Annotated in this window: 21 protein-coding genes and 2 tRNA genes; 8 read left to right on the forward strand and 15 right to left on the reverse strand. The window is 58.3% G+C overall.

What is annotated here, in order from left to right:
• Position 1: 1 nt before the first annotated feature.
• Positions 2 to 1,894 (forward strand): prohead protease/major capsid protein fusion protein, encoded by a 1,893-nt coding sequence (locus ACXHRN_RS02785; protein ID WP_488639827.1) that lies wholly within the window; start codon positions 2 to 4, stop codon positions 1,892 to 1,894.
• Between the two features lie 342 nt (positions 1,895 to 2,236).
• Entirely contained in the window at positions 2,237 to 4,336 is a 2,100-nt protein-coding gene (locus ACXHRN_RS02790) for an SGNH/GDSL hydrolase family protein (protein WP_488639828.1), read from the forward strand.
• 183 nt (positions 4,337 to 4,519) lie between these two features.
• Here ACXHRN_RS02790 and ACXHRN_RS02795 read toward each other — a convergent pair whose 3' ends face one another.
• The 3 genes from ACXHRN_RS02795 to ACXHRN_RS02805 all read right to left on the reverse strand — a co-directional run bounded on the left by ACXHRN_RS02795 (position 4,520) and on the right by ACXHRN_RS02805 (position 5,653).
• On the reverse strand, positions 4,520 to 4,918 hold the full coding sequence (locus tag ACXHRN_RS02795) for a hypothetical protein (protein WP_488639829.1): 399 nt from the start codon (positions 4,916 to 4,918) through the stop codon (positions 4,520 to 4,522).
• Positions 4,919 to 4,961: 43 nt separating this feature from the next.
• Complete coding sequence (locus ACXHRN_RS02800; protein WP_488639830.1) at positions 4,962 to 5,144, reverse strand: YodC family protein; 183 nt, start codon at positions 5,142 to 5,144, stop codon at positions 4,962 to 4,964.
• Between the two features lie 65 nt (positions 5,145 to 5,209).
• Positions 5,210 to 5,653: a hypothetical protein gene (locus ACXHRN_RS02805; protein ID WP_488639831.1), complete on the reverse strand. Its 444-nt coding sequence runs from the start codon at positions 5,651 to 5,653 to the stop codon at positions 5,210 to 5,212.
• Between the two features lie 125 nt (positions 5,654 to 5,778).
• On the opposite strand from ACXHRN_RS02805, the gene ACXHRN_RS02810 reads away from it, so the two are divergent.
• The 4 genes from ACXHRN_RS02810 to ACXHRN_RS02825 all read left to right on the forward strand — a co-directional run bounded on the left by ACXHRN_RS02810 (position 5,779) and on the right by ACXHRN_RS02825 (position 8,154).
• The gene (locus ACXHRN_RS02810) at positions 5,779 to 5,979 is read left to right on the forward strand and encodes a hypothetical protein (protein ID WP_488639832.1); all 201 of its coding nucleotides are present in this window, start codon (positions 5,779 to 5,781) and stop codon (positions 5,977 to 5,979) included.
• Between the two features lie 91 nt (positions 5,980 to 6,070).
• A complete protein-coding gene (locus ACXHRN_RS02815) occupies positions 6,071 to 6,754 on the forward strand; it encodes a hypothetical protein (protein ID WP_488639833.1) in 684 nt (227 codons plus the stop codon).
• Between the two features lie 81 nt (positions 6,755 to 6,835).
• Positions 6,836 to 7,066 (forward strand): hypothetical protein, encoded by a 231-nt coding sequence (locus ACXHRN_RS02820; RefSeq protein ID WP_488639834.1) that lies wholly within the window; start codon positions 6,836 to 6,838, stop codon positions 7,064 to 7,066.
• Positions 7,063 to 8,154, forward strand: coding sequence for a tyrosine-type recombinase/integrase (locus ACXHRN_RS02825; RefSeq protein WP_488639835.1), 1,092 nt, complete (start codon positions 7,063 to 7,065; stop codon positions 8,152 to 8,154). The genes ACXHRN_RS02820 and ACXHRN_RS02825 overlap by 4 nt, the downstream gene beginning before the upstream one ends.
• A 76-nt stretch (positions 8,155 to 8,230) precedes the next feature.
• Here the strand turns inward: ACXHRN_RS02825 and ACXHRN_RS02830 are convergent.
• The 10 genes from ACXHRN_RS02830 to ACXHRN_RS02875 all read right to left on the reverse strand — a co-directional run bounded on the left by ACXHRN_RS02830 (position 8,231) and on the right by ACXHRN_RS02875 (position 14,196).
• A tRNA-Phe gene (locus tag ACXHRN_RS02830) sits at positions 8,231 to 8,306 on the reverse strand.
• A gap of 142 nt (positions 8,307 to 8,448) precedes the next feature.
• A complete protein-coding gene (gene yacG, locus ACXHRN_RS02835) occupies positions 8,449 to 8,679 on the reverse strand; it encodes a DNA gyrase inhibitor YacG (protein ID WP_488639836.1) in 231 nt (76 codons plus the stop codon).
• On the reverse strand, positions 8,664 to 9,281 hold the full coding sequence (locus ACXHRN_RS02840) for a Maf-like protein (protein WP_488639837.1): 618 nt from the start codon (positions 9,279 to 9,281) through the stop codon (positions 8,664 to 8,666). The genes yacG and ACXHRN_RS02840 overlap by 16 nt, the downstream gene beginning before the upstream one ends.
• Before the next feature lie 30 nt (positions 9,282 to 9,311).
• Positions 9,312 to 9,530, reverse strand: coding sequence for a translation initiation factor IF-1 (infA, locus tag ACXHRN_RS02845; protein ID WP_003545338.1), 219 nt, complete (start codon positions 9,528 to 9,530; stop codon positions 9,312 to 9,314).
• 152 nt (positions 9,531 to 9,682) lie between these two features.
• Entirely contained in the window at positions 9,683 to 10,150 is a 468-nt protein-coding gene (locus ACXHRN_RS02850) for an arsenate-mycothiol transferase ArsC (protein WP_488639838.1), read from the reverse strand.
• Positions 10,151 to 10,155: 5 nt separating this feature from the next.
• A complete protein-coding gene (locus tag ACXHRN_RS02855; RefSeq protein WP_488639839.1) occupies positions 10,156 to 10,632 on the reverse strand; it encodes a UPF0262 family protein in 477 nt (158 codons plus the stop codon).
• Between the two features lie 3 nt (positions 10,633 to 10,635).
• Positions 10,636 to 11,934 (reverse strand): histidinol dehydrogenase, encoded by a 1,299-nt coding sequence (gene hisD / locus ACXHRN_RS02860; protein WP_488639840.1) that lies wholly within the window; start codon positions 11,932 to 11,934, stop codon positions 10,636 to 10,638.
• 28 nt (positions 11,935 to 11,962) lie between these two features.
• Positions 11,963 to 12,400 (reverse strand): DUF2948 family protein, encoded by a 438-nt coding sequence (locus ACXHRN_RS02865; protein WP_488639841.1) that lies wholly within the window; start codon positions 12,398 to 12,400, stop codon positions 11,963 to 11,965.
• 107 nt (positions 12,401 to 12,507) lie between these two features.
• Positions 12,508 to 13,800, reverse strand: coding sequence for a UDP-N-acetylglucosamine 1-carboxyvinyltransferase (gene murA, locus ACXHRN_RS02870; RefSeq protein WP_488639842.1), 1,293 nt, complete (start codon positions 13,798 to 13,800; stop codon positions 12,508 to 12,510).
• 147 nt (positions 13,801 to 13,947) lie between these two features.
• Positions 13,948 to 14,196: a hypothetical protein gene (locus tag ACXHRN_RS02875; protein ID WP_488639843.1), complete on the reverse strand. Its 249-nt coding sequence runs from the start codon at positions 14,194 to 14,196 to the stop codon at positions 13,948 to 13,950.
• A 161-nt stretch (positions 14,197 to 14,357) separates the two neighbouring features.
• Here ACXHRN_RS02875 and ACXHRN_RS02880 point away from each other — a divergent pair.
• Together ACXHRN_RS02880 and ACXHRN_RS02885 are read left to right on the forward strand one after the other, a co-directional pair.
• Positions 14,358 to 14,432 (forward strand) — tRNA-Thr (locus ACXHRN_RS02880).
• A gap of 633 nt (positions 14,433 to 15,065) precedes the next feature.
• Positions 15,066 to 15,419, forward strand: coding sequence for a helix-turn-helix domain-containing protein (locus ACXHRN_RS02885; protein ID WP_488639844.1), 354 nt, complete (start codon positions 15,066 to 15,068; stop codon positions 15,417 to 15,419).
• A gap of 376 nt (positions 15,420 to 15,795) precedes the next feature.
• On the opposite strand, the gene ACXHRN_RS02890 is transcribed toward ACXHRN_RS02885, so the two are convergent.
• Together ACXHRN_RS02890 and ACXHRN_RS02895 are read right to left on the reverse strand one after the other, a co-directional pair.
• The gene (locus ACXHRN_RS02890) at positions 15,796 to 16,275 is read right to left on the reverse strand and encodes an L-2-amino-thiazoline-4-carboxylic acid hydrolase (protein ID WP_488639845.1); all 480 of its coding nucleotides are present in this window, start codon (positions 16,273 to 16,275) and stop codon (positions 15,796 to 15,798) included.
• Positions 16,276 to 16,386: 111 nt separating this feature from the next.
• Positions 16,387 to 17,982 carry a CRTAC1 family protein gene (locus ACXHRN_RS02895; protein ID WP_488639846.1) on the reverse strand — a complete coding sequence of 532 codons (1,596 nt, stop codon included), beginning with the start codon at positions 17,980 to 17,982 and terminating at the stop codon, positions 16,387 to 16,389.
• Positions 17,983 to 17,984 lie beyond the last annotated feature (2 nt).

The following is a 17,984-nucleotide window of genomic DNA, read 5'->3' on the forward strand; positions in this document are numbered from 1 at the left end:
AATGAAATCTTCATCGCAGCGCAAAGCACCCTCTCCGGACAAACCGTCGCGCCGAGAAACTGTCTTCACGCCCCGCACGTTGGATCCCGAGACGCGCACGGTCGAGGTGGTTGCCGCAACGGAAACGCCGGTGCTGATGGCGAGCTTTTTCGGGCCGGTGCGAGAGATCCTGAAGTGTGATGCGGCGTCGGTCGAAACAACCCGACTGGACGGGCTGCCGGTTCTCGATAGTCACAACAGATCAAGCATTCTTTCGACCCTTGGCCGCGCCACCAAATGGCGCCTGGCAGACGGGCAGTTGCTCGTAACATTCAAGTTTGCCGACACTGACCGAGGCCGCGAGGCCTTCGACCTCGTCAAGGACGGCATGATCAACAAGGTTTCGGTTGGCTACCGGATCGTCGAATTCGAAGAAACGGAAGCACGACGCGGCGATGTGCTTCGCACCGTTACCAAATGGACGCCGTACGAGGTTTCCCTGGTCAATGTGCCAGCGGATCATAACGCAACGATCAGAGGAGCATCCACTATGGATCGCGACGAAATTCAAGATACCGATACCGACGATCGCTCATCCGATCGTGGCGACGTAGGCAGCCAGAGATCAGCGGGATTTAGCCGTGAACTCGACTATCTTCGTAGATCAGCCGCCGCCTCAGGGATAAGCGAGGCTGACTTCGAAGTTAATATCAAGGACGTCCGGACCATTACAGGCGCGCGAGAGGCGACTCTCGCGATGTTGGCCGACCGGTCTCGACAAATCAAAACAGTTCCTTTTCGCGGCGACCCAGAGTTTTCTTCTCACCATCGAGGCGACGGCATCAACAATCAAGTCATTGATGCAATTGCTGTACGCCTTGGAGCACCGGCCTCCGACAGCGAGAACCCCCTCCGGCACCGATCGCTGACGGAAATCGGGCGCGCGTACTTCGAGAATTCGGGTGCGAATGTCCGGTCGTTGAGTGATCTGGAAATCAGCAATGTAATGCTCGGCCAAGGAGGGTCATGGATCGGGGGGTCACGCTCGATGCATACGACATCGGACTTTCCGATGCTGCTTCAGGACGCTGCGACCAGGGCGCTGCTGGCGCGATATGGTGTAGAGACTTCGCCGCTCAAGATCTTTTCGCAGCGGCGTGACCCGAGAGATTTTCGAACAACGACAATGATTCGCCCTGGCGAAGCGCCGCTTCTGGAAGAGGTCCTTGAAGACGCGGAAATCAAGGCGGGAACCCTTGATACAGCTTACGAGCAATTCAAGATCAAAACCTACGCCAAACGGTTCGGGCTTAGCCGACAAGCGATCGTCAATGACGATCTCAATGCGTTTGCCGACTTTGTCCAGGCTATGGCCGAAGCAGCGGTCCAGACCGAAGGCAATCTGTTCTACGCACTGTTGTCGCAAAACAGCCTTGGTGGAGCAAAGACCACGGACGGCAATAACTTCTTCCATGCGAATCACAGCAACCTGGCCACCCCGGGAACGGCTATTACCGTCGACGACATCGGCAAGGCGCGCGCGGCAATGCGCAGACAGAAGAACGTCAACGGCACCGGCTACGCCGGCACGGTGCCAAAGTACCTTCTGGTCGGTCCCGACAAGGAAATAGAGGCGCAAAAAGTCGTTGCGAATATCAACGCCGCCAGCGTTGACGAGGTCAATCCCTTCAGCGGCAAGCTTGAAGTAGTGGTTGAAAATCGCATTGCCGGCCTCGACTGGTATCTCTTCGGCGATCGACCGGCGTTCATGCACGGCTACCTCAGCGGATACGAAGGCCCTCAGATTACCACGAGAGACGGCTGGGAAATCCTCGGCACAGAGTTTCGATGCGTTCTCGATTTCGGGTGCGGGCCTCTCGATTACAAGGTGGCCTACCGCAACCCCGGCGCTTAGGCTGGTTCGAGTTTCGCGGCCGAGTTTTGAGAGATTTCGCGGTCGCGGATAGCTGGGGTTTTCAGTTCCTCCCCCAGTATTGCGGCTCTCCGGGGAGAACACGGGGAGCCGCCTTTTCACAAAGCGGAAAAGGTCATGACGGATCATTCAACTCCTACAATATCACTCGCAAGATCTGCCTTGCCGACCGTCGCTGGCGGGGAAGGATTTGCTGGTTTGTGTCTTATTACGCCAGCCTCGAAGGGCGATCAGCGCAGCATGCTAACGATCAAAGGCCATCCGCTAATCTTGAGAGGACTAAAGATCCTGTTCTACGGTGCGGCGATAGTGCTGGAGGCTTAAATGGCAATTTTCCCACCGCTCGATATGGATGCGCCTGGCGCGGCGGAAGGCCATCTGGGCGAGGTACTACGCAAGGCTATGAGACTTCAGGATTTAACAAAGGCGCCGAGCGCCTTGCCTACAGTCGTAGGCATAGATTCGTCTGGTGCGCTGAAACAGGTCTTTGATGCCTTTCTAGGTGGCTATCAATCCAACCGTGTGTTGAAGATGGCGTGTCTAGGGGATAGCCGCAGCGGGGTGAACCTGTTCCATAGCCCGACCCGTATCCCCTCGGCAGGATGGGCCTTCTGGGCCGCCTTGTATTCACGTGGCCGCGTCGATGTGACCGATCCGGCGCTCAATTTTGGTGTCTCTGGGGATAATTCTGGTCAGATCCTCAGTCGTGTGCCTGATGTGCTGGCTACTGACTGCGATGTTGTGGCCGTCCTCTCCAGCGTCAACGATCCAACTGGCATGGCAAGCGCAGATAACGTCGAGGCGACCGTCATGGCGCTGCTGGCGGGCGGCAAGATCGTCATCGTCATTCCGGAATTGCCGCGGGTTGCCGGCTGGTCGAATGCGCGGATCGCGCAGCATCTCTCGGTTCATCAACGCTGCCGGGCTTTGGCGCAGACGTTGCGGGGGTGCTATATTGCAGACCCATGGGCTGCAATGGCCGACCCGGCGACGGGCGGGATCGCCGCGGGCATGTACTACGACATCTATGTGCACTTGACAAAGCTCGGCAACAGTTGTGTTGGCAAAGCAATAGCCGACGTATTGATAAAACTGGTGCCCGAGCCGTCGATCCTGCCAGCGGTCAATGTCGGCGGGTACGATAGTGTCTATAATCCTCTCGGTAACATCAACAACAATCCTCTGATGACCGGTACCGCAGGCAGCAAGAGTGGCACGCCCTCCGGAGATGTCGCCGATGGGTGGGTTCTCACAGGTACGACCGATCTCACCGTTGTTGCCTCCAAGGTCACGATAGCCGGCGTGGAATGGCAGCAAATCGTAATCAGCGGCACGGCAACGGATGCGGCACAATATGTCGAGCTGTCCCAGAATATCCCGACCGCCAAGCTTCAAATCGGTGATGTTCTGCGAGCCGTCGTTGATTTGCAAGTTGACGGTAGCGCTGCCAATGTTCATGGGCCGATGCTCGAGATTACCGGCAGCGGCGGGCTAACGTCCTATGTCTCAGTAGGTTATGATACCGTAAACGATACTGCACTTGACACGCCGAATGTGGCCTATGCCGGGGTGATGGTTACGCCGCCGATTGCCGTAAAGGCGGGACTGAGCGCGCTAAAGGTCAACATTAAGGTAAAGATCGATCCAGACGCAGCGTCGGCACTGACATTCCGAGTGCGTGCTGGAGGCTTGGCTAAGCAAGATATCAATCCCTCGCCGGTGCCGATCCCGGTTCTCAATGTCATCGCTCGCATGAGTCCTGCGCCGAACGCCGCACGCGAAACCCTCATCAACCAGCTCTATTCCAACATTGGTTCGGTCATCTATAAACTGGACGCCCTCTATGTTCATGCCGCCCATGCCCAGCAGGGCGCCCGCTTGAATTGGGTCGCCGCAGCCTACGACTTGACTGAGAACAGTTCCCCAGCATGGGTGCCGGACGGCTATTATGCCGGCGACGGCTCAACTTCCTATCTTTCTTCCGGATACAACCCAGCCATTGCATCCGGGCTATACCAGCCGAGCGATGCGCATATGGGGGTATGGATGTTGACGAAGGATTCGTCCTCAGCGATTTCCGCGATCGGCAACACGAATGCTCGTATCGGGATGAACGCTTCGGATGCTTTGGGCATGCGTGCGAATGAAGGCAGCGGATTTGCAGGCGCGGTTGCCGGCCTGCCTGCTTATGCCCTCTGGTCTCGTTCGTCGTCTGGCGCATTCGGGCGGTACAAGAACGGCGTCCGACTTGCCGAAATCGGGGCAGCGACTCCAAGTATGACCAGCGCCGAATTCACCATCTGTCGTGCCGGATCGACATTTGTCACGAACCAGATCGCAATAAGTCACTGGGGCAAGAGTCTGTCAGACGAAGATGTTGCCGCGCTGTACTCCGCCTTCAACACTTACCTCTCATCTCTCTAGGCTAAAGGAAACCACCATGGTAATCCCCCCGCAAACTAAGGGGGTTTAAAAGTAGGGTCCGTAACGAAAGATGCGACGGGGCGTCGGTGTAGGCGAATTTTTCCTCAACAGAGGCCAGAACGAGCACCTCGACGGCCCTTGACGGCTCGGGTCCTGTGAATTTCTGCCGCTGCTCCCATTCTTCTAGTTCGGGGCTTCATCTTTCCCACCTGGGATCACAGAGAATGGAATGTTTGGTTGTTTGGAATCATCTAACTTGTATTCAGAAGCCTCCCGCATTCTCGCTGCAATAATTTTCGCGCCTGCAGTGCCAAGCTTTTTGTCCAATGCAGTTTTTGCATGGGCGAGGATTTCATCGCGCTTCTCGCCTTCGAAGCTGTCTGCGATGCTCCCTAAGGCTTGCGAGGTGTGACGGGCAAAGTCCGGATCGAACAGCTCCACAGCGTGGAAGAGCTGCTGCGTGAGCATCCTCTCCGCTATCAATTCAAACTCCAGAGCCGAGATTTTTTCGTTGCAGGCAGAAATTTGATTTGCCAAAAATTGAATCGCGCCGTCCACATCTCCCGAATACCGGTTTGTCATTTATAGTTTCCACGGTTTGATTGATCTCAAATTTTAAAGGGATTTACCTAAACGTCACGCCTATTGCTCGCGTTCTTCCATCGGCCAATAGCGCCAGAGGGAAATCGCCTTCCATCCTCTTGGTTTTGTCAAACCAAATACAATGCGCAACGGTATCGCTGATTGTCTCAACCGTCATGCGGGGCCCACCTGATCTCAAAACAACGACATCACCGATATTGAACATTTTATCTCTCCATTCGACTACGAGGCAAGTTCAGTTCCGCAGGTCAAGCCGCCGCGCTAGAAGTATTATTTGTCCCCGTCACCAAGCACGGTGGTCATGGCAACAATCTCCTCGACCACCTTCGCCTGGCGGAGGTCCTCATCCGGATCCGAGGCATTCCCTGACAAGGTGCGGTCGGTAGCCGTTCGAACCATGTCCCAATTTGTGTAAGCGGCTTTCGCGGTCTCAAGCGTCGCCATCGCCAGCTCGGAGGCATCGCCTGGAAGAAGGTTTCTCGCAATCAAGCGGTTCACTTCGCCGGCGGCTAAGCCGGCTTTCACCACGTTGTTTTTAGCCGCTGCAAAAAGTTCGGGACGATACTCATCAAATACCATTGCGATCTGGCAAAGCCGCCGGATCGCCTCGGCGCGCGTCCGAATGCGGTTCTTAAATCCCCAATCATCGATTGTTTCCGCCTCGGAAGGTGAAAGCATCAGCTGAAATTTAATGGTTTTGAGATCGTCCGCCATATCGTCCTCACTTGTCGCCGCCTAGATAATCCACATCCGTCATCACCGCAATAAATGGAACTTCCATCTATCGCTTGACTTGTGTCGCAAATCGCGGCAACTGTTATCCATCATAGATGGAAGTGATGGAGGTTTTAGTGCGGAGTTCAGAAATCAAGACCGAGCGCTTTCAGATGCTCATGGATAAAACGACGCTCAATGCCGTGGACGAGTGGAGTTTTGCAAACCGCGTTCGGACGCGAGCCGAAGCGATACGCAGGCTGATTAAGGTCGGTCTTGCTGATGAAAAAACTGAAACCAAAAAGACCGGTGAAGCAGCCGCCTAGATCGTTAAAAGGCGACGGTTCCCAATCGTTGTTCGTCAACCGGCGCCGCATATTTCCCCACCGTCAACAAACATCCTGAAGGGATATCGCTATGCGTGGAGTGAATGCAGGTACTAAATTTTCTGTGGATCTTGTCAAAGGCGCCGCCACCTTGGTTGCCGTCGACAACTTCGAAGAATTGCGGATGATGATCGACGAGTACGACGAGATGATCGCCCGCTATGCCGCCATCGATGCCGAGCTGATGCGCCTTGGCCAGCCGGCCCCAGGGATGTTTACCCTGGCACAGATCATGTCGAACCCAACCGACTACCCCACCACCGATCATGATCAGGAATTCTACTGGGAAAAGGATATCGAAACCTATTTTGCCGGACGGATCTTTCATGTCGCTTTGATGCGCGAGCAACACAAGACCGAGTATTACGCCCGTCAGTTATCGCGCATCAGGCACGATTGGAATTGTGCCCTCGCAGATATTAAACGGCGTCGCGAAGCTTGGGAAAGCTTCGAGGTGCGGCCGGAGGTGGCGGCACTTGAGAAACAGGCGGAAGCGCTTTTCGACAATGCCTATGACCTCAAGAGTGCGATCTGCGATCTTCCTTGCCGGTCGTTGCGCGATGTCCAGATCAAGGCCGAGCTGGCGTCCCGCTGGTTCAAAGATCAGGCCGAGCACGCGTTCGAGTTCGTGGCAATCCTGAAGTCCATCAACATCATCGACACCGGAACCGGCAGCGCGTCCCCCCGCAACATGCACGCTGCCGCCGCCGGGTGACCCTGTCATCCGGCCCGGCGGCCCCGCATTCTCGCTGGCGGGGCCGCCTTTCGAACCAAGGATTTCATAGAAGGTGCTGGAATGACTACCGCAACATTGAATGTGAAGATGTCTCCGCGGCGCATGCTCTCGCAACGTGAGGCGGCCGAATACGTCGGTGTACCGCTGAAGCGCTTTCCGGCCTTGGCGATCTCTCCAGTGCAGATCGCAAAGGATGTCGTGGTCTACGATCTGCACGATCTCGACGCCTTCGTTGACAACGTCAAGAGCGGCGCCGTCGACAGTGACGACGCTATCGTAGGTCGCCTATGACACCGGACGGTCGAAAGATCCCTGGCTTTCAAATCTGGCAGGACCGGAAGCTCCCGTTCAAATGGCGCGTCCGTCACCGCAAGAGTGGCGAAACGATCGATACGACCAAGTTTCCGCTCTACTCCATCCCCTTCTATGTGGAAATCGATCGTATCACGAAGGCAAACACTGCGGTCGCGGCCAAGCCTGGCACGCTCGGCATGTTGATTGCTCGCTACAGGGCAAGTGCAGATTTTCAAAGTCCGGAAATTGGCCTCGCACCTCGCACAAGGGCTGATTATCAGCGTGTGTTCGACTGGCTGCAGGCGATCGAGGGGACGAACTTGATTTGGTTCACGACTGCCAGGGTCGTCAAGATCCGCGATAGGGCCTTCGTAAAACTCAAGCGCAAGTGGGCAAACTACGTCGTGACGGTCCTTTCCGTGCTGTTTAAATGGGGAAAGGAACGGGACTACATCTCCTCAAATCCAGCCGCCGAGATTAAGCCTATCCGCCGGCCGAAAGGATTGGCGGCCGCAAATCGTCCTTGGCAGGACGCCGAGCGCGAAGCCGTCATGAACGCGTTGCCCGCGCATATGCGGTTGCCAATGGCGCTGATGATGTATTGTGGTCTTGATCCGACCGACGCCTGCGTCTTACCCCGCGCAGCCATCAAAGATGGGCTGCTGGACACGCGGCGAGGCAAGACTGGCGTGCCTGTGTGGATCCCGCTTCCGGCCCCTCTGCTGGAGGTCATCAGGGACGCGCCAAGTCATGCCGCGTTCACTCTTTGCGCCAACAGTCGCGGCCAGCCCTGGACCTACAGCGGCTATTCCACCAATTGGGACAAGATCAAAAACAAGCTCATCGACGCCGGCGCGGTACAGCCTGGCCTCACTCTCAAGGGCTTGCGCCATACGGTGGCGTCGCTCCTGGCAGAGCTTGGTTACGACGATCGCACCATCGCAGACATGCTCGGGCAAGAGACGTTGGTGATGGCTCGCCACTACTCAAAGCGCGCCAACAAAACCCGCAAAATGAGCGGTGTGGTTGCAAGCCTAGATGTCGAATGGAGCAGGCGGGAGGCGGAGAATGTCAAACCGTCCTGAAAATACTGTCAAACTGGCAGGAGAAAGCGAAATGCCAAATTCACTGATATGTCGAGATTTGCAGGCTGTTGGGGAGTGGTGCCCGGAGGCGGATTTGAACCACCGACACGCGGATTTTCAATCCGCTGCTCTACCAACTGAGCTATCCGGGCAACGCCGCTTTCAGGCTTTTCGGCCTGTCGGGGTTTGGTTTTCCCCGGGAGCGAGCGGGGTTATAGCAGCTTGCCGGAGAGTCGCAAGCCCTGTGACAGATTTTTTTCAACTATTCACAAGGCAATGAAAACGCTGGATTTTTCAGTCGTTCTCGCGGCTCTGGCGGTCGGTTTCGTCGTCGGCATTGGTCTCGTCCTCGGTCACCGGAATGGCGTAGGAGCCGGAAAACCAGCGCGACAGATCGAGGTTGCGGCAGCGCTCGGAACAAAACGGATAGGATTCGCGCGTCGACGGCCGCTTGCATTCGGGGCAGGGGCGGGGTTTGCGCAATGGCTCGACATTAGAGCCCGTCATCGTCAGCCCTCCTGCCATTTCTCATGGAACTGGAAGCCTTCGCCGCTCAGCAATTGCACGGTCTCATGGAGCGGCAGGCCGACCACGCCGCTGTAGGAACCGGCGATCTTCTGGATGAAGGTGCCGGCAAAGCCCTGGATGGCGTAGCCGCCCGCCTTGCCGCGCCATTCGCCCGACGCCAGATAGAATTTCAGTTCTTCATTGGTCAGGCGCTTGAAACGCACCTTGGTCTCGACGACGCGTAGCCGGCTGACGCCCTGCGGCGTGATCAGGCAAAGGCCGGTATAGACCCAGTGGCTGCGGCCGGACAGCAGGTGCAGCGACGAAGACGCTTCCTCGAGATATTCCGGCTTGCCGAGAATACGGCGGCCGACGGCGACGACGGTGTCGGCACCGAGGATGTAGCAGCCCGCCCATTTCGGATCGGTCTTGACGGATTCGAAGGCGGCTTCCGCCTTGTCATGCGCCAGCCGCCTGGCAAGCGAACGCGGATGCTCGGCACGCCGTGGCGCCTCGTCGAGATCCATCGGCAGCAGCTTGTCCGGCGTGATCCCGGCCTGGGCCAGTAGATCCAGGCGGCGGGCCGATCCTGACGCCAATATCAGCCGTTGTGTCAGCAAAACCGGTTTCCTGCTATTTCTGAGAGGTGATTACTTGAAGCGATAGGTGATGCGGCCCTTGGTCAGGTCGTAGGGGGTCATTTCGACCAGCACCTTGTCGCCTGCCAGAACGCGGATGCGGTTCTTGCGCATGCGGCCGGCGGTGTGCGCGATGATTTCGTGCTCGTTTTCCAGCTTGACGCGGAAAGTGGCATTCGGCAGCAATTCGGTCACGATTCCCGGAAATTCCAGTACTTCTTCTTTCGGCATATTTTGGGTGTCTTCCTAGAGGTTTTATCGAAGGCTCCAGATGGGCCTCCGCGAATTGGCGCGGAACCTACACAAAAGTCATTGGTTTGTGAACTCTCCGGGCACGGCTATTTAGGCTTTAATCCCTGCTTTCGCAAGTATTGTGAACAAAATCAGGGGCCGGCGGGTGCCGCGACCGCAAGGCGAGCCAATATCAGCTTGGTGAGGTGATCACGCACGGCCCGATAGGCCTCCAGGATTTGTTCTCGCGTGCCCGTGGCAACGGTCGGATCGGGTGTCGGCCAATAGGCGATGTCGACCGCCCAGGAGCGGGTGATGTCGAGCGCCACATGGTGGGCTTCCGGCGCTAGCGTGACGATCAGGTCGAAATAGTCGTCCTCGAGGTCATCGAGCATATGCGGTTGGTGCTTGCCGAGCGTCAGGCCGATCTCGTCGAGCACGATGTCGACGAATGGGTCGCGCTCGCCGCGGCGCACACCGGCCGAGGCGACATAGACGCTCTGCGGCAGGTAATACCGCGCAATGGCTTCGGCCATCGGCGACCGAATCGAGTTCATCCCACACATGAAGAGCACGGCACTGTGAGGCCTGTCTGTGGGGGAGGCGCCGGGAAGCTCCATCCGGCTCAACCCCGCCAATAGAGCACGCAGACGAGCGTAAAGAGCCGCCTTGACGTGTCGAAATCGAGCCCGATCTTGCCTTTCAGCCGGTCTTCGAGTGTTTGCGAGCCCTCATTGTGGATGCCGCGCCGGCCCATGTCGATCGCCTCGATCTGGCTGGGCGTCGAGGAGCGGATGGCCTGGTAATAGCTCTCGCAGATCATGAAATAGTCTTTGATGATCCGCCGGAAGGGCGTCAGCGATAGGATGTGCGTCGCCACCACCTCGCCGCCTTCGGTCATGATCGAGAAGACCAGCTTCTGGTCCATCAGCGAGAGCTTCAGGTGATAGGGACCGCCGGGGTGACCTTCGGGCGCGAAGGAGTTTTCTTCCAGCAGGTCGAAAATGGCGACGGCGCGCTCATGCTCGACGTCGGGCGTCGAACGGCCGATGGATTCATCCAGCGTCACATCCGAAAGCCGGTAGGCGCTGCTTGCCGCCATTCGCTATTCTCCAGGGTTCAGCCGTATTGCCACCGATCTTGCATGCGCATCGAGGCCTTCGCAATGGGCAAGTGTGATCGCGGCGGGACCCAGCGTCCGCAACGCATCGGTTCCAAGCTTGAGGATCGAGGAACGCTTCATGTAGTCCAGCACCCCAAGTCCCGATGAGAAGCGCGCCGAGCGCGCCGTCGGCAGGACGTGGTTTGAACCACCGACATAGTCGCCGATCACTTCGGGCGTATGACGGCCGAGGAAGAAGGCGCCGGCATTGCGGATCCTGGCCATCATGGCCTCGGGATCGTCGGTGGCGATCTCCAGATGCTCGGCGGCGATGCGATCGGCGATCGGCGCTGCGGCGTCGATGTCCGGGACCAGTATGATCGCGCCGAAATCGCGCCACGAGGCGGCTGCGGTTTCCGAGCGCGACAAAAGCTTCAGCTGCCGCTCGACGGCCTGCTCCACGGCGCTGGCGAAATCGGCGTCGTCGGTGACAAGAATTGATTGAGCGCCGGTGTCATGCTCGGCCTGGGCCAACAGGTCGGCCGCCAGCCAGTCCGGATCATTGTCCTTGTCGGCAATGATCAGGACTTCCGAGGGGCCTGCGATCATGTCGATGCCGACTGTGCCGAAGACATGGCGCTTGGCAGCGGCGACAAACGCATTGCCCGGGCCGGTGATCTTGGCGACCGGGCGGATCGTTTCCGTTCCATAGGCAAGGGCTGCAACGGCTTGCGCACCGCCGATGCGGTAGATTTCGTCGATGCCGGCAATCTTGGCAGCTGCCAGCACTGCGGGGTTGATGGCGCCTTCGCGGGCCGGAACCACCATGACGAGGCGCGGCACGCCTGCGACCTTGGCCGGAATGGCATTCATCAGCACCGAGCTTGGATAGCTCGCCATGCCGCCTGGCACATAGAGGCCGACGGCCTCGATCGCCGTCCAGCGCGAGCCGAGCGTCGCGCCCAGCGCGTCCTGATAGATATCATCCTTGGGCAGTTGGCGGGCGTGGTGTTTCTCGATGCGTTCGGCGGCGAGATGCAGGGCATCGCGCACCGCCGGGTCGATGGCAGCGTAGGCTTCATCGAGTTCCGCTGACGTGACGCGCATCGAAATCTTGTCGAAATCGAGTGCGTCAAAGCGCAGGGAGTATTCCTTCAGGGCCGCATCGCCGCGCGCCACGACATCGGCGATGATCGTGCGCACGGTGGCATTCACATCTTCGGAGACTTCGCGCTTGGTGGTGAGAAAGGCTGCGAAACGCTGTTCAAAGTCGTCCGCCTGCCGGTCGAGCCAGATTGCCAAAGGGAAGTCCTCGTATGCTAGAAATATCTCAGGCGGCGCCGGGGTGGCGCGGCTTCATTGTGGTTTCCCACGTGCCGCCCGTATCCGCAAGCTGAACTTCGATACAGTCCACATCGAGCAGGATCGAGCCACCGCCGGCGAGCACCAGTTCGATGTGACCATCGGGGCCTTCGCCTTCCTTTTCGAACAGGACGGCGAGCAGGTTGAGGACCTTGTCCTTGTCCTTGCGATCGACGCCGATCGAGCGGACGCCCTTGACCTGCTTGAAGCAGAGGGCCGAGCGGCTGCGCTCGAAACCCTTGGCGCTGCGCACCGCCTCTTCCCAATCGAAGCGATTGGCCGAAATGGTGAGGTGTTTGTCCTTCGGGGTATACTCGACATCGGCAACGCGGAACACGGCGTCCTGCATATGGGCCGAGATCACGGTCAGGTCTTCGTCGTCAAGCGCAAGCAGCTTCAGGGGCATAGGTCAATCCAGTCTCGCTGGGCCGGCTGCGCCTCGGGCGTGCCGGCCAATTTCCATCTTTTCCCTGAGATAAGATGCGCGTGGCGTTTTCGCAACAGTCGGGCTGTTTATTCGCTTACGCGTTCAACAATTGCGCCGCAGCGCGTCAGCTTTTCCTCGAGCCGCTCGAAGCCGCGATCGAGATGGTAGACGCGCGACACCATGGTCTCGCCTTCGGCAGCAAGACCGGCAATGACCAGCGACACTGAAGCGCGCAGGTCGGTTGCCATGACTGGTGCCCCCTTCAGGCGCTCGACGCCTTCGATGCGGGCCGTCTGGCCGCTGAGCGTGATCTTGGCGCCGAGGCGGGCAAGTTCCTGAACATGCATGAAGCGGTTTTCGAAGATCGTCTCGGTGATATGGGAAGCGCCGTTCGACTTGGTCATCAGGCCCATGAACTGCGCCTGCAGGTCGGTCGGGAAGCCCGGATAAGGGTCGGTGACGACATCGACCGGTTTGAGGATCTCGCCGTTGCGGCGGACACGGATGCCGCGTTCGGTGACGCTGACTTCGGCGCCGGCGCGGCGGACGGCTTCAAGGGCGGTCTCGAGATAGGTGGGGTCGGTGTCGACGATTTCGACATCGCCGCCGGCCATCGCTACTGCCATGGCATAGGTGCCGGTCTCGATGCGGTCCGGCATGACGCGGTGGCGGGCGCCGGACAGCGAGGTGACGCCCTCGATGGTGATGGTCGACGTGCCCTGGCCGGTGATCTTGGCGCCCATGGCGTTCAGGCACTTGGCAAGATCGACGATTTCCGGCTCACGGGCAGCATTGCCGATCACGGTCGTGCCGCGGGCAAGGCTTGCTGCCATCAGCATGACGTGGGTGGCGCCGACGGAAACCTTGGGGAAGGTGTAGCGGGCGCCGACAAGGCCGCCCTTGGGGGCGCGGGCATTGACGTAGCCGCCATCGATTTCCATCTCCGCGCCGAGCGCCTGCAGGCTCTCGAGGAAGAGATCGACGGGACGGGTGCCGATGGCACAGCCGCCGGGCAGGGACACGCGTGCCTGGCCTTCGCGGGCAAGCAGCGGTCCGATGACCCAGAAGCTGGCGCGCATCTTGGAAACCAGCTCGTATGGTGCGGTGAGGTCGGCGATGGTGCGGCAGGTGAAGTGGATGGTGCGGGCGTAGGAGCCATCCTGGTGCTCGCGGCGGCCATTGACGGCGATGTCGACACCATGGTTGCCGAGAATGCGGATCAGCTGCTCGACATCGGCGAGATGCGGCACGTTTTCGAGCGTCAGCGTGTCCGACGTCATCAACGAGGCAATCATCAGCGGCAGGGCCGCGTTCTTGGCACCAGAGATAGGTATGATGCCATTCAGCGGACGGCCGCCGACAATTCTGATACGATCCATAAAGCTATATCCCCTTGGCGCCCGGGCGGGCGCCTCCAATCCTGTCGGCCCATGTAGCGAATTGTGCCAAGCAGTTCAAGCAAGGGTGATTCAGCCAAGGCCGGAGATTGGGTTAAGACGCGTAATTGAGGGGAATTTTGGGCAGGGTCAATCAGACCGCGCAGGATCGTCGTCGGAAAGCAGGTTGCCGGGCCGATCATCCTCGGCGCCTTCCCGGCGCGCCCGCGCCTGCAGCTTGCGACGGGCGAGATTGGCACGCAACTCGGCCCGCAGGCGCTCGGCACGCTTTTCAGCCTGGATCTTCAGCGAAATATTGCCCTTCGGCGCTGCCGAATCCGAATCGGTTCCGGCGTCCGCGTTGTCATTGCCGATGTCTTTGACGCGTTTGTCATTCATGGCCTCTGTCATAATGCAAAGCTCGCTCCGGGCAAAGCGCTGGCGTGCAGGGCGCGGGAAATTCTTTCGGCCGTTCGGACGATTGGCGCTTGCGCTTGCCGCGAAGCTGTGGCAATAGCCAGCCCGCTTCACCGGTTCAGACAATTCGCACCGGTCACGATGCTGCTATAGCTCAGGGGTAGAGCACTCCCTTGGTAAGGGAGAGGCCGAGAGTTCAAATCTCTCTAGCAGCACCATTTTTCCCCTGAGAAATAACCAAGATACTCGTGTTTATGGGCTGGGCGCCACTGCTTGCTGCTATTGCCTAAGTCGATCCCTTGCTGCTGCCGTGGGCAGCCGCAGGCCTCACTCATCTGATCTGGAAAATGGCAGACGTCCCTTCCCAAAGGGAGGCTTTGTTGTGAGTGCAATTTGTGGTATTGAGCCTGACGCATTTCAAGTCAGTGGGCAAGTCGTGAATATGCCCTTGAAATCATATGATTCGAATGATATATTTCTCACTTAGAGGTGGTGTTTGACGCGAAAAGTTGAGCCCGTACAGGAGTTTGAAAAGGAAGTTCTCACGGATTTCTCCTCGCCATCGGTAAGATGTGTCGAGGGAGCGGACTTGCTTTTGCAAGAGCTTGAGGAGTGTGATCCTGACTTGAATGAGCGGTGTGGATTATTGGCCAATCGCTATGAAATCTATGCCCAAGATATTCCAGGCTGTTCCACCTTAAAGCTTATTGTTTCTCTGGACACGTACGGCATTCAGCCTTGGCCGTGTAAGGTTCATGGTCTGGTCAGTCGTGCTGGGCGACCGTGTGAAATTGGACGATCAAGAGCTGTCAGACACCTGAAGTTAATCAACCCGAGCTGGGAGCCAGCTGATGACTGAGAAGAGTTTTAGATCAAAGGTTCTCGAACTGCGACCTGATGTGGTTGAGAGCAAGGCAAACAATGACTTCAAGCGGCAGCTTGCAATGGCGCTCCGCGCTCTTCGCAAGAACAAGGGTTTGACGCAAGGTGATATCGAGTCGCGTTCCAGCTTGACGCAGCCAATGATTTCGCGCCTGGAGGCACCTACGGGGCCGCTTCCTAACTGGGATACGGTGGTTCGTTACGTTGAGGCTTGTGAAGCCCACATGCTTGTGGGCTTTTCTCCTCATGAATTCAATGAGCACAAACTTGGTGGATCAACGGAAGAGGCGGCTGAAGATGTTGTCTTTGCCGTCGCTGTATAATGGCGCCCGCCGACGCACACTGGTGGCTTAACGTGGCCTCATTTACAGGGATCGCGATACTCGCGATTCCAACCTGGTCGCTTAATTTCAGAAAGAAGAAACTAAAAAGCATTCACGAAGCCCTATCCGGCGAGCCAACGAATTTTCGTGAAAAAGTACTGGCTATTGTGAAGGACAAGCGGGGGCGGGATGTGTCCGAATGGAGAGGAATAGATGAAGTTTGCTTATCCCTTGGTTATCTTTTCCTCCTTGGAAGTGCCCTTTTGAGGCTGTTTGTTCGAGTAAGTTGAGCACACCTGATGTCCGGTCGCTTCGCGACGGATGCGGAGATCGGACGGGTTGGAGGTGATAGGGTGTTCCCGGGACGTCCTCGCCCTCAACCCTCCTGATAGGAGTATCGGAACGTACAACAGTCCGCACCCGCCATGATCGTTTGTTTGCGCTCCAATTTAATCTTCGGATCATACCCCTGACAGAATGTGCCATCCCTGTTGCAGGACATCAGGTGGCCAATGTGGCCGAGGCCCATTTCCTTGTAAGCTTCGGCATAGCGACAGCGCGTGACATTGAAATCGAATGTGCGCTCTGACGCTTCAAGCACCTCGATCTCGAGGGCGCCGTCATGCGTCCAAAGTTCGTAGAGCTTGATGAAGTCCGACATCGAGGTCTTGCCTTCCGGCGCTCGCTCGGCAAATGCCTGGCCCTCGGCGATGGCAGCCTTGCGGACCGCAGCGTCGAGAACGGCGTCGGCCTTTTCCTTGCCGAATGCTTCGACCATCTCGGCATGGATGGGGCCGATGACCTGCGCCTGCAAGCGCCGTTTCAGCAGTACCGGTACATTCAGATGTTCGCTCATCGGGAAGTCCATTCGCTTGGAAGGCGCCTCCGACGGCGCCACACGTGTCTAGCAAACAATAGCGAACAATCGGCGATCTGGCCATTTCCAGCAGAGCTGGCTGGCAGAAATCTACTCCCAGACCTTTGCCACCTTGCCGCGTTCCACCACGTAGAACTTGCCGGCATCCACCGTCTGCCATTCGCCCTTTTCGCCGTCCGGCCAGAGGATGCGGATTTCTGTCTTGTCGACGCTGCCGATGCCGAAATGCCAGAAGCCGCGTTCGCCGGAGACATGGCCGCCGCCGATGGTCATTTCTCGGCGCATGGTTGTTTCACCGCATTTGACCTCGATCCAGCCGCCGATCGCGTCGCGATTGGCGCCGGGCTGCTCGACTTTCAGTTCGATCCAGTGGCCGGCGCCCTTTGTGGTGTTGCGCCAGAGCTGCGCGGTCTGCCAACGGTTGACGACGACGAGGTCGAGCAGGCCGTCGAGATTGAAATCCGCTAGCGCCGCGCCGCGCGAGACCGCCATGCTGTCGACGCCCGCCTTGTCGCCCACTTCCTTGAACTTGCCGTCGGGCTGCTGGATCAGCAGGTTGTTGGGATCCTTGGCGGCAAAATCTTCCATTTTGGCGACGTTGCCCTTGGCGATGAACAGATCGACCATACCGTCGTTGTTGACGTCCTCGAATTCGGTATGCCAGGCGGTCGAGGGGTGCCAGTCGCCGCCGATATAGGGGCGGTGGGCGGTGGCGCCCTTAGCAAAGGCGATGTCCGTATAGGACGGCTTGACCTTGCCGTCCTTGGGGACGTCGCCGAGCGACTGCATCTTGTTGTCGGCCATCGAGGTCAGGAAATATTCGGGATAGCCGTCGAAATTGAGGTCGTAGCTGGCGATGCCCATGCCCCAGATGCGTAGGTATTTCCAGCCTTCGGCCTGGGTGTAGAGTTCGGGCTTCCTGCCCGGCTCGACCTTCCACATCTGCTCCTGGCCGCCCTTGTAATATTCGCGGTCGTTGGAGACGCGGAGACTTGGCGTGCCGGATCGGTTCCAGTCGGTGAACATCATTGAAAGCGGACAGTAGCTGGGCTTGAGCGCCAGCGGCTTGGCGAATTTCTTTGCACCGACCGCTTCCGGCCGTAGCAGCCAGTTGTCGGTGCAGGTGCCCCAGGGATAGGTGTCTTCTTTGCGGTCTACATAGGAGCCGACGGCCAGCGTCGGCCAGTCGTTGCCATGTTCCCATGTGGCCGCAAAGGCGGTTGCCCATGCGTCACCGCCGTTGAAATTCCAGGCCTCGTTGGCGCGCGCGAACTTGCAGCCGCCCAGGCCTCGCATCACGACATTTTCGCCGACCCGCAACACGACGAGGTCGGTCTTGCCATCGGCATCGATGTCGATGGGATAAGCGCCGGTGACGGCATCGAGTTCGAGGCCGCTTTTTTCCTTCGTGAATTTCAGGGCGCCGCCACGGGCCGAGACGTTGCGGTAGAAATTGGCGGGCTTTTCGCCGCCAGCCAGAAACATGTCCGGCAGGCCGTCGTCATTGCAGTCGAAGGTCGCGGCGCCGCCGCCGACCATATATTGCCAGTCGCCGGCATAGACCGAGTCGATGCCCGCCGAGTTGGTTTCCTCGGTGAAGGAGGGAATGACGAGCGCGTTGTCGGCGGCATGGGCCGTGGTTGCACCAGCGGCGATCAAAACGAGGCAGAGAGCGGTGAGACGCATGG

It is taken from the genome of Shinella sp. OV683 (assembly GCF_057787725.1).